Origin of the sequence: Streptomyces sp. H51 (genome assembly GCF_035656535.1) — a bacterium.
Classification (GTDB): Bacteria; Actinomycetota; Actinomycetes; order Streptomycetales; family Streptomycetaceae; genus Streptomyces.
This window is the reverse complement of sequence record NZ_JAYMHD010000050.1, coordinates 1-12,776: the sequence shown is the minus strand read 5'-3', so window position 1 is coordinate 12,776 and position 12,776 is coordinate 1. Positions and strand designations below refer to the sequence as shown.

Sequence of the window (12,776 nt, the reverse complement as noted above, 5' to 3'; positions counted from 1 at the left end):
ACCGTATTCTCTGATCATGGCCGCACCCACCGCATACGCACTCGTCGCCACCGACCTGGACGGCACCCTGCTCCGAAGCGACGACACGCTCTCCGACCGTTCCCTCGCCGCGCTCGCGCGGGCGGCGGAGGCCGGCGCCCGGCACCTCGTCGTCACGGGCCGGCCGGCGCCGCGCGTACGGCCGTTGCTGGACGCCCTCGGCGGTGGCGGGCTGGCGGTGTGCGCGCAGGGCGCGCAGGTCTACGACGCCGCGGCGGACCGCCTGCTGTGGTCCGTCACCCTGGACAGGGAACTGGCCGAGACCGCGCTCGGGAAGATAGAGGCCGAGGTGGGGGAGGTGTACGCGGCCGTCGACCAGGACGGCGTCGACGGGCTCACGCTCATCGAGCCCGGCTACCTCATGCCGCACCCCACCCTGCCCGCCGTGCGGGTCGGCCGGCGCGGCGATCTGTGGAGCGCGCCGATCAGCAAGGTGCTGCTGCGTCACCCCCGCCTGAGCGACGACGAGTTGACGGAGACCGCGCGCGCGGTGGTCGGTCCCCTCGCCACGGTCACCATGTCGGGACCCGGCACCGTCGAGCTCCAGCCGTGCGGGGTCACCAAGGCGACCGGCCTCGCGCTGGCCGCCGAACACCTCGGTCTGGGCCCGCACCAGACGATCGCCTTCGGGGACATGCCCAACGACATCCCCATGTTCGACTGGGCCGCCCACGGCGTCGCCATGGCCAACGCCCACCCCGAACTCCGCGCCGTCGCCGACGAGATCACCCTGTCGAACGAGGACGACGGCATCGCCGTCGTCCTCGAGCGGCTGTTCTCCGGGGCCTGACAGCCGCGCCTAGTAGGCGCCGTAGACGTTGTCGATCGAACCGTAGCGCTTGGCCGCGTAGTTGCAGGCGGCGGTGATGTTCGCGATCGGGTCGTAGGGGTCGTACGAGGTGCCGGGCACGTGGTAGGCGGCGAAGGTCGGGTCGATGACCTGCAGCAGGCCCTTGGAGGGGGTGCCGGCGGCGGCGTTCGAGTCCCAGTTGTTGATCGCCCTCGGGTTGCCCGAGGACTCGCGTATGACGTTGCGGTAGATGCCGTTGTACGAGCCCGGGATGCCGTGCTGTGCCATGACGCTGAGGGAGGCCCGGATCCAGCCGTCGAGGTTGTCGGGGTAGCCCAGCGAGGCGGCGGTGACGGTGGTCGAGGTGGCCGCGGACGCCTCGGTCGCGCCGACGAGCGGCAGGGCGAGCACGGCGAGGCCCGTGCCGGCGACGGCGAGTTTGCGGACGAGACGGGAGTTTCTGACGCGGGGGTGCCGGGTGACTGCAGACATGACGGTTCCTCTCCGGCGCCTGCGAGGTGAGCTGTCGGGTTCGGGCGGGAGATGCCCGGCCGCCTCGCCCTGCGGCGACGCGACTTCACCCCCAGCCGTCCCGGGACGGTGCCCGGTCCGGCGACTTACCTGGTTCCCCCGCTCCTGCCGTGCGTGAGTTCGTCGATGGCTGTTCCCGGGCGGCGGCAGGATTCGGCGTCCGCCCGACAGGCCGGGAACGTATGCGAGAGCACATGTCCGGAACAAGTGGCCGTTTCGTATGCCGGGCTTTTTGACCTTGATGCGGGGTGTATGGGGTGCTTGATCCTTTGCAGTAGCCAAGGGCCAAATGGGCGGCGGGGAACGGGATGTGAGGGTGTGGCGCGCGGGCGGCGGTGCGGGGGTGGGCGTGAGCCAACTCACGGGCATTCACAAGTGCGGCAAAACGGTCAATGGGGCCAACTCGGTTGCAATGGGCCGCCCGTGGGTCGGGGTGGCGCCATGTGGGCGGACTGCCGCCCGGCGGTGGGCGCGGTGGAGGGTCGGCGGGCGGCCAGGTGGCGGCCAGGGGTGGCCAGGGGCGGCTCGGTGGGGGCCTGTGGGGGCGCCTGGGGCGGTTCGACGGACGGCCCGCGGGTGGCACGCCGGGCGTGGTCGGGTGCGTGGTGGTTCGGCCGACGGCCGGCAGCCGACGGCCGGCAGCCGGCAGCCGGCCGTCGGCGGCCAGCGGGTGGCGGGTGGCGGGTGGTGGCGGGTGGTCGCCGGGTGGGCGGCGCCCTCCCGTGCCGCCCGGATCGTCTTGCGTGCCCACGTCAGAAGGCCCCTGGTGTGGGCGCCGCGCGGACGCCGTCCGACCGCCGATCCTCGGCGCACGCTTCCCCTGTCGGCCGATCCTCGGCCGATTGGGTAAGTCAGTAAATGTCTGTTCATATCTGGTGATCGAAAACATACCGGCCGTGATCCGATACCGCCCGTGCTGGACGGGTGGGCGGCATGGGTGATCGAAAGCCGACCGGATACGCTGACTTAGTGGGGGCAGCGACCTATCGACAAACCGTGTGATCGCCAGCAGACACCAGCAGACAGGAGACCCCTCGTGACCGTCGTCGGGCCATTCGGGCTGAGCGTGCGGGACCAGGCTCTGGAAGCCGATGTCCAGGCCGGATTGGCGGCTGTCGAGGAGGGACTGCTCGAAGCCACCAAGAGTGAGGTCCCCTTCATCACGGAGGCCGCCCAGCACCTGGTGCGGGCAGGCGGAAAGCGGTTCCGCCCGCTCCTCGTGATGCTCGCCGCCCGGTTCGGTGACCCGTACGCGCCGGGGATCGTGCCGTCGGCCGTGGTCGTGGAGCTGACCCACCTCGCGACCCTCTACCACGACGACGTCATGGACGAGGCGGCGGTGCGGCGTGGCGTGGACAGCGCGAACACGCGCTGGGGCAACTCGGTGGCGGTCCTCACCGGCGACTTCCTGTTCGCCCGCGCCTCGCACATCCTGGCCGACCTGGGGCCCGAGGCGGTCCGGGTGCAGGCCGAGGCGTTCGAGCGGCTGGTCACCGGGCAGATCCTGGAGACCGCGGGCCCGCAGGACGGCCGGGACCCGGTCGAGCACTACCTCGACGTCCTGGGCGGCAAGACGGGGTCGCTGGTGGCCGTGTCCTGCCGGTTCGGCGCGATGATGTCCGGCGCCGACGAGACGGTCGTCGACGTGCTCACCCAGTACGGGGAGCGGCTCGGCGTCGCCTTCCAGCTGGCCGACGACGTGCTGGACATCGCCTCCGACTCGCACGAGTCCGGCAAGACCCCGGGCACGGACCTGCGGGAGGGTGTCGCGACGCTGCCCGTGCTGCGGCTGCGGGAGCGGGCGGCCCGGCTGGGGCTCGCCGAGGACATCGCCCTGTGCGAGCTGCTGGACTCCGACCTGAGCGACGACGCGCGGCACGCCCGGGCGCTGGCGGGGCTGCGGGCGCATCCCGCGCTGGAGCAGGCGCGGCGTGACACCGTGCGGTACGCGGAGGACGCCAGGGCGGCCCTCGCGCCGCTCCCGGAATGCGACGCGAAGGCGGCGCTGGTGCAGCTGTGCGACGCGGTGGTGCACCGCGCCGGGTGACGCGCCCGACGGCCTGGTTCTGCCCGGTTCCGTCCGGTTCGGTGGAGTGAAGTCCGGCCGGTCCGGATTCGCCCTCGTGGGAGTGAAGTTCGGTCGGTCCTGATTCGCCCCATGTCGGAATCGTTCGGCGGATGGCGTACGTCATGCCCCCGAGCCGGACCCCTACGGGTAGGCGGACGTGCCGCCCTCTCGTGTCATACCCCAGGCGTACTCGGAGTTGGCTCCGCGGTCTGACGCTTCCTGACGGGTCATTTGGTCAGATGGAGACCACGGAAAACACCAATCCTCACCGATTCGGGTGAGAATGGCGGCTCGGGGTGAATCGTGAGTGGAGCAGCCGCCGCCGACGACGGAGGTAAGGCACACATGGCACCGTACGGATCCGACGACAGCACGATCGCCGGGGAGTCCGACGACCTGCGCGCGGGACGGCGCAAGGCCGCGCGGTACGTCGTCCCGGTCGCGGTCGTGGGGGTGGCGGCGGCGACCATCGGGCTCGTCCCCGCGCTCGCCGACTCCGGGGACCCCGATCTGCCGAAGATCAGCGCGCAGCAACTCATCGAGAAGATCGCGAAGTCGGACGTCCAGCAGCTGTCCGGCACAGTGAAGATCAGCACGGACCTGGGGCTGCCCGACTTCGGCGGGCTGGAGAGCTCGCTGGCCTCCGGCGCCTCCGGGTCCGGTGGCGACGGCTCCTCCGCGGACCCGTCCACCAAGCTTCCCGAACTGGCGTCCGGCACCCACACCCTGCGCGTGGCGGCCGACGGCCCCGAGAAGCAGAAGCTGTCCCTGCTGGAGAACGCGGCCGAGTACAGCCTCATCCGCAACGGCAAGGACGTGTGGGGCTACGACAGCAAGTCGAACGAGGTCTACCACGCGACCGACTCCGCACCGGGCTCCGGTTCCGGCGGCGCGGCGCGCGAGCAGCGGCGGGAAGACCTGCCCGCCACGCCGAAGGACCTCACCGAGGAAGCCCTGAAGGCGGTCGACGACACGACCTCGGTGACCGTCGAGGGCACCGCACAGGTCGCCGGCCGGGACGCCTACCGCCTGGTCGTCAAGCCGAAGCAGTCCGGCTCGACCGTCGGGCAGATCACCGTCGCCGTGGACGCGAAGACCGGGATGCCGCTGAAGTTCACGCTGACGCCCGCGAGCGGCGGCGCCGCGGTGGTCGACGCCGGCTTCACCCAGGTCAGCTTCGCCGCGCCGACGGCGTCCACCTTCGACTTCACGCCCCCCAAGGGCGCGAAGATCACCGAGGGCGGCACGACCGGGCACGCCCGGAAGGGCGACGACGCCACCGAGGGCCTCGGCCGGGACTCCGGTCCGGGCTTCGGCCAGGGCTTCGGTCCGGGCTTCGGTCAGGGGTTCGACCAGGGCTCCGACGGGGTGAACGTCATCGGCGAGGGCTGGAACTCCGTCGCCGTCTTCGACACCGGCGGCCAGGGCGTTCCGTCCGGCTCCGGGGCCGACGGCGCCTTCGGTGGCTTCCTCGACTCGCTCGGCGACAAGGTGTCCGGCAGCTTCGGCTCGGGCACGGTCTTCAAGACCCGTCTGATCAACGCCCTGGTCACCGACGACGGCAAGGTCTACGTCGGCGCCGTGACCAAGGACGCGCTGCTGAAGGCCGCCGGCGAGGGGAAGTAACCCGCACGGAGCGACCACCGTACGGGCACGACGGATCGGGGGAGCCGATGGAGGAGACGTCAGCCACGGAGCCGGACGCGCGGGGCGCGGGTGACGGCGTCATCGTCACCCGCGCGCTCACCAAGCGCTACCGCGGTGGGCAGCTCGCCGTCGACGGGCTGGACCTGACCGTCCCGGCGGGCAGCGTCTTCGGCTTCCTCGGTCCGAACGGCTCCGGCAAGACCACCACCATCCGCATGCTGATGGGTCTGATCGAGCCGACGTCGGGCACGGCGCACGTCCTCGGGCGCCCCATGCCGCGCGCCGCGCGCGCCGTGCTCCCGCACGTCGGGGCCCTCATCGAGGGTCCGGCCCTGTACGGGTTCCTCTCCGGCCGCGACAACCTGCTGCGCTACGACGCCGCCGACCCGACCGCCGACCCGCGCACCCGGCGCGCGCGTGTCGCGGCGGCGCTGGACCGGGTGGGGCTGACGACGGCGGCCGGCAAGAAGGCCACGGCCTACTCGCTGGGCATGAAGCAGCGGCTCGGCCTCGCCGCCGCGCTGCTGCGTCCCCGCAGGCTGCTGGTGCTGGACGAGCCGACCAACGGCCTCGACCCGCAGGGCATGCGGGAGATCCGTTCCCTGGTGCGGGAGCTGGCGTCGGACGGCACCACCGTCTTCCTCTCCTCCCACCTCCTCGACGAGATCGAGCAGGTCTGCACGCACGCAGCGGTCATGGCGCAGGGCCGCCTCGTCACGCAGGGCAAGGTGGCCGACCTGGCGGCGGGGACGCGCGGCCGCCTGGTGGTGACCACGCCCGACCCCCAGGACGCGGCCCGGGTACTGAAGGAACAGGGCGCCGGCGACGTCGTCGTGGCCGACGACCGGGTCACCGCCGAGCCGCCGGACCGCGACCTGGCCGAGGTCAACGCCGCGCTGGTGACGGCCGGCGTCCGGGTCCGCGGCTTCGGCGTCGAACGGGCCTCGCTGGAGGACGCGTTCGTGGCACTGACGGGGGAGGGGTTCGATGTCGCGGGCTGAGAGCGTCGCCGGGACGCGCACGCCGAATCCGCTGTGGTCCCTCGACCTCTTCCACAGCGAACTGCGCACCACCTTCCGGCGCTGGCGCACACTGGCCCTGCTGGGCGTGCTGGCGGCCGTGCCGGTGCTGGTGGGGATCGCGGTGAAGATCGAGACGAGTGACGGCTCCTCGGTGGGGCGCGGCGGCGGCGAGGGCCCCGCCTTCATCTCGCAGATCACCAACAACGGCCTGTTCCTGGTCTTCACCGCGCTGGCCGCGACGCTCCCGTTCTTCCTGCCGATGGCGATCGGCGTCGTCGCGGGCGACGCGATCGCCGGCGAGGCGAACGCGGGCACCCTGCGCTACCTCCTGGTCGCCCCCGCCGGCCGTACCCGCCTGCTGCTCACCAAGTACGCGACCGTGCTGTCGTTCTGCCTGGTGGCCACCCTCGTGGTCGCCGTGTCCGCGCTGACGGTGGGCGCCCTCCTCTTCCCCCTCGGCGACCTCACCACCATCTCCGGCACGCGGATCGGCTTCGCCGAGGGATTGGGCCGGGCCCTGCTCATCGCGCTGGTCGTCGCCGCGTCCCTGGTCGGCATGGCGGCCCTGGGCCTGTTCGTGTCGACGCTCACCAACAGCGGCATCGCGGCGATGGCGACCACGGTGGGCCTGCTGATCACGGTTCAGATCCTCGACCAGATCCCCCAACTCCACGCCGTTCAGCCGTACTTCTTTTCCCACTACTGGCTGTCCTTCGCCGACCTGATGCGCGACCCGGTCTACTGGGACGACCTGGTCAGGAACCTCGGCCTGCAGGCCCTGTACGCGGCGGTGTTCGGCTCGGCGGCGTGGGCGCGCTTCACGGCGAAGGACGTCACGGCGTAGCACCGGCGCCGGATACCGTCTCCCGTCTCCCGTCTCCCGTCTCCCGTCTCCCGTCTCCCGTCTCCCGTCTCCCGTCTCCCGTCTCCCGTCTCCCGTGTCCTGGGCCCTGTGTCCCGTGTCCTGTGCCCGGGGTCCTGGGACGAGTCTGTGACGCCGCGGTGACGTGAGAACCGGCAGCGACCGGAGAGACTCGACCGTACGCGCACGACCGGATCGTGACGCCGGGGAAGCGCGGGCCCGACGGCGGGAGGGAGCACCATGGACCCGAACATGCCGTCCGCTCGACTCCCGACGCATCCGAGTGAGGGAACGATGACTCGACTCAGCCGCGAGAAGAAGCGGGAAACCCAGCGCGCCGCGGCGCCCTCCGCGGCCCTCGCGGCGCCGCCGATCGACGTTCGCGTCTCGGGTGCCGGCGCCGCCTCGGTGGACGGCGTCCCGGTCTCCGCGCCCGCCGGCGAGGAGATCCAGAACGCCGTGCTGAACCACCTCCACCGCCTCGCCCGCGCCGCCGGGCATCCCGTGCACGCCACCATCCACGACGAGCGCATCGGCTACGTCGTCCACCTCGAGGTCGGCCCCGACGGCTCCAGCGGCTTCACGGGGGAGCCGGTGCGGATGCCCGAGCCGGACGGCGCGGCGGTGCGGCCGGCCGTGGGACCGCGGCCCGCGCCGGAACGTACGCGGCCGGAGCACGGGCAGCCCGACCGGGCGCGGCAGCCCGAGCGGCCGCGGCGCGGCACACCCGAGTACGTCGTGCGGGCGGCCGCCGAGCCCGTGCGGGACGCCGTGCCCACCTTCCCGCTGCGGGCGGTACCGGAGCCGCAGCAGCCGGGCGGGAACGCCCGGACCTTCGCGCTGCGGGCCGTGCCGGAACCGCAGGAAGCCGCGCACGACCTGGCTCCCGGCACGGTGGCGCCCCCCACCGGCGAGTTCGGTCCGCCCCCGCTGATGGACGCGGTGCCGCCGCAGGCCGAGCGCGGCCCCGAGGACGGGCCCGAGGACGGAACCGAGCGCGGAACCGAGCGCGGAACCGAGCGGGGACGTGAGCGTGTGGCCCAGGTCCGGTCCGCGCCCGCGGCCACGGCACGCCCGGCACCCCCGGCCGCGTCCAAGCCGCTGTTGATCCCCGTCGAACCGGAACCCGAACCCCGGCCCACCCCCACCCCCGCCCGCGGCTTCGACGCCGTCGCCGAGGCCGTCCTCGACGACCGCCCGCCCGCCGTCCCCACGCCCCTCACGGAGCCGATGGCCCGGATCGGCGAGGCGGTCAGGTCGGGCCGTACGGACGTGGCGGCGGAGCTGGCGCAACGCACGATCGCCGACGCGTCCACGACCCTGGGCGCGGAGCACCCGGAGGTCCTCCGGCTGCGCGAGCTGGCCGCGTACGTCGCCTACCTGGCCGGCGACCCGGTCCGCTCCTTCCGCCTCTCCCTCGCCCTCGTCCGCATCTTCCGCACCCGCGACGCGGAGGCGGCGTACGGCAACATCCAGAGCGCGGCCACCGCCTGGCGTGCCGTGCGGGACCCGGAGCAGGGGCTGGCGCTGGGCCGTGACCTGATCGGCCTGTGGACCGAACTCGTGGCCGAGGGCGGCCCGGCCGCCGACGACATCGAGCGGCTGGAGTCGGCACGCGCCCGGATTGGCCGCCTCACGGCCCGCGCCGGCCGCGACGCCGAACGGCCCGCCCGCTGACCGACGTCGTGCCGGCGCCGGCGCCAGTGGGCGTCGGCGCCGGCACGACGTCAGTGCACGCAGAACTCGTTGCCCTCCGGGTCCGCCATCACCACCCACTCCCCGGCGGGCTCCTTCACCCGCCGCAGCACGCTCGCGCCCAGCCCCTCCAGCCGCTCCACCTCGCCGTCCCGCCGCCCGTCGCCGGGATGCAGGTCGAGGTGGAGCCGGTTCTTGCCGGTCTTCGCCTCCGGCACCCGCTGGAACAGCAGCCGCCGCCCCAGCCCGGTCCCGCTGTCCGCGTCGTAGGGGTCGTCCGGATGCCGTACGGCGATCAGGTCCCGGAAGGCCGGGCGGCCGTGGTGGTCGACGGTGGCCTCGGTCGGCAGGGCGCCGAGCTGCAGCAGCCGCCGGACGAGGGCGCTGTTGTCCTCCGTCTCGTAGCCGAGTGCCGCGGCCCAGAAGTCGGCCTGCGCGTGCGGATCTCCGGAGTCGACGACGAGCTTGAAGTGAACTGGAGCTGCCGGTCGAGTGTTCATGTAACCACTTATACTGGTTATGTGAGCGAGCGTGCAGCGGAACCACCGGAATCGCAGGAATCAGCCGGACGCCACCGACCGCCGGACCGGCCGCCGGGCGTGACGTTGACCTCGTACGACGGCAAGCCCTACCGGTTCGATCCCGGCGCCCTGTGCCTGGAACTGCTGACCACCGGCGGCCCCGGCGCGTTCGCGCGCTACGAGGTGCTGCACCAGCCGGCCGACCTGGCGGCCTGGGTCACCCACAGCCGCCTCCCGGACGGTCTCGAGGTGTCCGTCAGCGACCGGGAACTGACGCGGGCGCGCACCGTCCGTGACGCCCTCTTCCGCCTCACCGCCGCCCGCGCCCACGGCCGCCGCCTCGATCCCCGGGACCTGGACGTCGTCAACGCCGCCGCGGCCGAGCCGCCGCTCGTCGCCCGCATCGCCCCGGACGGCACCCACGCCTGGGCGCCCGGCGCCACGGCCACCGCGCTGCTGTCGACCGTCGCCCGGGACGCGGTCGGCCTCTTCACCGGCCCGCACGCCGACCGTATCCGCGTCTGCGACGCCCACGACTGCCATCTCCTGTTCGTCGACACCTCGCGACCGGGCCGGCGGAGGTGGTGCGCGATGGAGCACTGCGGCAACAGGGAGAAGGCGCGGGCGCACCGGAGCCGGGGGCGGGCCCAGCCTGCCGGTGCCTAAGCGGTCAGGCGTCTGCCGAAGCCGAAGCCGAAGCCGAAGCCGGCGCCGAAACCGGCGCCGAAACCGGGGCCGAAGCCGGGGCCGGGGCCGGCGTGTCCACCCGGGGCACGCGGATCGCGGCGCGCACTCGCCGCGCGCTCCGCCACGCGTCCGCGGTGAGCAGGCACAGCGCCAGCCACACCAGCGCGAACCCGGCCCACCGCTCCGGCGGCATCGCCTCATGGAAGTACAGGACGCCGATCAGGAACTGGAACATCGGCGCCAGGTACTGCAGCAGCCCCAGCGTGGACAGCGGCACGCGGATCGCCGCCGCGCCGAAGCAGACCAGGGGCAGCGCGGTCACCACGCCGGTCGAGGCGAGCAGCGCCGCGTGGCCGGGACCCTGGGCCGTGAAGCTCGACGTACCGTGCGCGGACAGCCACAGCAGATAGCCCAGGGCGGGCAGGAACTGGATCGCGGTCTCGGCGGCCAGCGACTCGACGCCGCCCAGGTTGACCTTCTTCTTCACCAGCCCGTAGGTGGCGAAGGAGAAGGCGAGGCAGAGGGAGATCCACGGCGGTCGCCCGTACCCCACGGTGAGCACGAGCACGGCCGCGAACCCGATCGCGACCGCCGCCCACTGCACCGGCCGCAGCCGCTCCTTCAGCAGCAGCACGCCCATGGCGATGGTGACCAGTGGGTTGATGAAGTACCCGAGTGAGGCCTCGACGACGTGCCCGGTGTTCACCGCCCAGATGTAGACGCCCCAGTTGACGGTGATGAACGCCGCGCCGACCGCGACGAGCCCCAGCCTGCGCGGCTGCCGCAGCAGCTCCCCGGCCCACGCCCAGCGCCGTACGAAGACCAGCGCGGCGCCCACGAAGAGCAGGGACCAGACCATGCGGTGGGCGAGGATCTCGACGGCGCCCGCGGGCTTGAGGAGCGGCCAGAAGAGGGGCACGAGCCCCCACATCCCATAGGCCGCGAAGCCGTTCAGCAGACCTGTGCGCCGCTCGCTCCTCGACTCCCCGGTCACGGGTACCTCCTTCTCGCCCGGTCGCACGCGCGTACCGGCCTCGAAGGTAACGCCGGACACCCCGCTTGTCATACCCGTGTCGCCATACGGTCATGACAGGCGGGCTGTCCGGGCGCGGACGTACGCGTGCCGGGTCAGCCCTTGAGCGCGGCGGCGACGGCGTCGGCGAGCGGGGTGGTCGGCCGACCGGTCAGGCGGGAGAGGTCGCCGCTGTCGACGACCAGCTCGCCCTTCTCGATGGAGGCGTCGACGCCCGCGAGGACGGCGGCCAACGGAGCGGGCAGCCCGACGCCGGTCAGGATGCCGGTGTAGTCCGCGACGGAGACGGGGCGGTAGGCGATCTCCTTGCCGGTCTGCCTGCTGAGCTCGGCCGCGTACTCGGCGAAGCTCCACGCCTGGTCGCCGCCGAGCTCGTACGTCCGGTTCTCGTGCCCCTCGCCGGTCAGTACGGCGACGGCGGCGGCCGCGTAGTCGGCGCGCGCGGCGGAGGAGAGCCGGCCGTCGCCGGCGGCCTGGACGACGGCGCCGTGCTGGAGCACCGGGGCGAGGTTCTCGGTGTAGTTCTCGTGGTACCAGCCGTTGCGCAGCAGCACGTAGGGGACGCCGGAGGCGAGGAGTGCCTCCTCGGTGGCGCGGTGGTCGTCGGCGAGCGCGGCCGTCAGGGTGCCGGGGGCGCTGGTGTAGGCGAGCAGGGCGACGCCGGCCGCCTTCGCGGCGCCGATGACCACCTCGTGCTGCCGGACGCGGCCCCTGTCGAACTCGTTGCCGGAGATGAGCAGCACCTTGTCGCCGGCGGCGAAGAGGCCGTCGAAGGTCTCCGGGGTGTTGTAGTCGGCGACCGCGAGCCGCACGCCGCGCGCCGCGAGGCCGGCGGCCTTCGCCTCGTCGCGCACGACGGCGGTGACCTGCCCGGCCGGGACCCTCTCCAGCAACTGCTCCACGACATGACGGCCGAGGTGTCCGGTGGCTCCGGTGACGACGATGCTCATGGGTGACAACTCCTTGTGGGGGTGCGTTGCCACCGACCCTAGGCCGAGCGCTAACTAAAAGAAAGTACCCACCTTGAAGTAAGGTACTTGCGTGGAAGTAAGCACCCGGGCAGCCGCCTCCTACGACACCGGCGAGGCGATGTGTCCCTACCGCCTCGTCCTGGAGCACGTGACCAGCCGCTGGGGCGTCCTGGTCCTCATCCACCTCCTCGACCGTCCGCACCGCTTCAGCGAACTGCGCCGCGCCATCGGCCGGGTGAGCGAGAAGATGCTCACCCAGACCCTCCAGACCCTGGAACGCGACGGCCTGGTCCACCGGGACGCCAAGCCGGTGATCCCGCCCCGCGTCGACTACTCCCTGACCGGCCTCGGCCGTGAGGCGGCCGAACAGGTGCGGGCGCTGGCGGAGTGGACGCAGGACCGGATGGCGGCCGTGCAGCAGGCGCGGGAGAGGTACGACGCGGCGCGGGGACGTGACTGAGCCGCACCGTCGTCACCGGCCGCGAGAGGACATCCGGGCCGTCCGCCGCACCACCGGCGCGCGACGCGTCATCGCCTGCGAGTGACCTGCAGATGCCATGACATGACATGTCATGGCGGTCATGACGTGCCAAGGGCCCGGATGCGCTGCGCCATGGCCATGGCGCATCCGGGCCCTCTCACCGTGCGGAGCGGTACCTCAGCCCACCACCGTCCAGGTGTCCCCGCCCGCGAGCAGCGCCGCCAGGTCGCCCTTGCCGTTCTGCTCGATCGCGGTGTCCAGCTGGTCGGCCATCAGCGTGTCGTACACCGGCCGCTCCACGGACCGGAACACGCCGATCGGGGTGTGGTGCAGGGTGTCGGGGTCGGCGAGCCGGGACAGGGCGAAGGCGGTGGTGGGCGAGGCGGAGTGCGCGTCGTGGACCAGGATCCGTGCCTCGTTCTCGGGGGT

The 12,776-nt window shown here is 72.8% G+C and carries 12 protein-coding genes, 1 pseudogene and 1 riboswitch; of the genes and pseudogenes, 8 read left to right on the top strand and 5 right to left on the bottom strand.

What is annotated here, in order from left to right:
• The first annotated feature begins 16 nt into the window (after positions 1-16).
• A complete protein-coding gene (locus VKA29_RS16075; protein WP_324786294.1) occupies positions 17-829 on the top strand; it encodes an HAD family hydrolase in 813 nt (270 codons plus the stop codon).
• 9 nt (positions 830-838) lie between these two features.
• Here the strand turns inward: VKA29_RS16075 and VKA29_RS16070 are convergent, their stop codons facing one another.
• Complete coding sequence (locus VKA29_RS16070; protein ID WP_324786292.1) at positions 839-1,321, bottom strand: transglycosylase SLT domain-containing protein; 483 nt, start codon at positions 1,319-1,321, stop codon at positions 839-841.
• A 1-nt stretch (position 1,322) separates the two neighbouring features.
• Positions 1,323-1,496: riboswitch (cyclic di-AMP (ydaO/yuaA leader) on the bottom strand.
• 900 nt (positions 1,497-2,396) lie between these two features.
• On the opposite strand from VKA29_RS16070, the gene VKA29_RS16065 reads away from it, so the two are divergent.
• The 5 genes from VKA29_RS16065 to VKA29_RS16045 all read left to right on the top strand — a co-directional run bounded on the left by VKA29_RS16065 (position 2,397) and on the right by VKA29_RS16045 (position 8,636).
• Positions 2,397-3,407 (top strand): polyprenyl synthetase family protein, encoded by a 1,011-nt coding sequence (locus VKA29_RS16065; RefSeq protein WP_324786291.1) that lies wholly within the window; start codon positions 2,397-2,399, stop codon positions 3,405-3,407.
• A gap of 366 nt (positions 3,408-3,773) precedes the next feature.
• Positions 3,774-5,054 carry a DUF2092 domain-containing protein gene (locus VKA29_RS16060; RefSeq protein WP_324786290.1) on the top strand — a complete coding sequence of 427 codons (1,281 nt, stop codon included), beginning with the start codon at positions 3,774-3,776 and terminating at the stop codon, positions 5,052-5,054.
• Positions 5,055-5,101: 47 nt separating this feature from the next.
• On the top strand, positions 5,102-6,076 hold the full coding sequence (locus tag VKA29_RS16055) for an ABC transporter ATP-binding protein (protein WP_324786289.1): 975 nt from the start codon (positions 5,102-5,104) through the stop codon (positions 6,074-6,076).
• Complete coding sequence (locus VKA29_RS16050) at positions 6,063-6,941, top strand: ABC transporter permease (protein ID WP_324786288.1); 879 nt, start codon at positions 6,063-6,065, stop codon at positions 6,939-6,941. The genes VKA29_RS16055 and VKA29_RS16050 overlap by 14 nt, the downstream gene beginning before the upstream one ends.
• A 312-nt stretch (positions 6,942-7,253) precedes the next feature.
• Positions 7,254-8,636, top strand: a complete 1,383-nt coding sequence (locus tag VKA29_RS16045; protein ID WP_324786287.1) for a tetratricopeptide repeat protein — start codon at positions 7,254-7,256, stop codon at positions 8,634-8,636.
• 50 nt (positions 8,637-8,686) lie between these two features.
• Here VKA29_RS16045 and VKA29_RS16040 read toward each other — a convergent pair whose 3' ends face one another.
• On the bottom strand, positions 8,687-9,154 hold the full coding sequence (locus VKA29_RS16040) for a VOC family protein (RefSeq protein WP_324786286.1): 468 nt from the start codon (positions 9,152-9,154) through the stop codon (positions 8,687-8,689).
• A 99-nt stretch (positions 9,155-9,253) separates the two neighbouring features.
• Between VKA29_RS16040 and VKA29_RS16035 the strand changes: the two genes are divergently transcribed.
• Positions 9,254-9,841, top strand: coding sequence for a CGNR zinc finger domain-containing protein (locus VKA29_RS16035; protein ID WP_420718501.1), 588 nt, complete (start codon positions 9,254-9,256; stop codon positions 9,839-9,841).
• A 4-nt stretch (positions 9,842-9,845) separates the two neighbouring features.
• On the opposite strand, the gene rarD is transcribed toward VKA29_RS16035, so the two are convergent.
• The gene (rarD, locus tag VKA29_RS16030) at positions 9,846-10,856 is read right to left on the bottom strand and encodes an EamA family transporter RarD (protein WP_324786285.1); all 1,011 of its coding nucleotides are present in this window, start codon (positions 10,854-10,856) and stop codon (positions 9,846-9,848) included.
• A 134-nt stretch (positions 10,857-10,990) separates the two neighbouring features.
• A complete protein-coding gene (locus VKA29_RS16025) occupies positions 10,991-11,845 on the bottom strand; it encodes an SDR family oxidoreductase (RefSeq protein ID WP_324786284.1) in 855 nt (284 codons plus the stop codon).
• Between the two features lie 139 nt (positions 11,846-11,984).
• Between VKA29_RS16025 and VKA29_RS16020 the strand changes: the two genes are divergently transcribed.
• On the top strand, positions 11,985-12,326 hold the full coding sequence (locus tag VKA29_RS16020; RefSeq protein WP_324786513.1) for a winged helix-turn-helix transcriptional regulator: 342 nt from the start codon (positions 11,985-11,987) through the stop codon (positions 12,324-12,326).
• A gap of 198 nt (positions 12,327-12,524) precedes the next feature.
• Here VKA29_RS16020 and VKA29_RS16015 read toward each other — a convergent pair.
• Positions 12,525-12,776: pseudogene (locus tag VKA29_RS16015) on the bottom strand (2-oxoacid:ferredoxin oxidoreductase subunit beta); the annotation flags it as partial.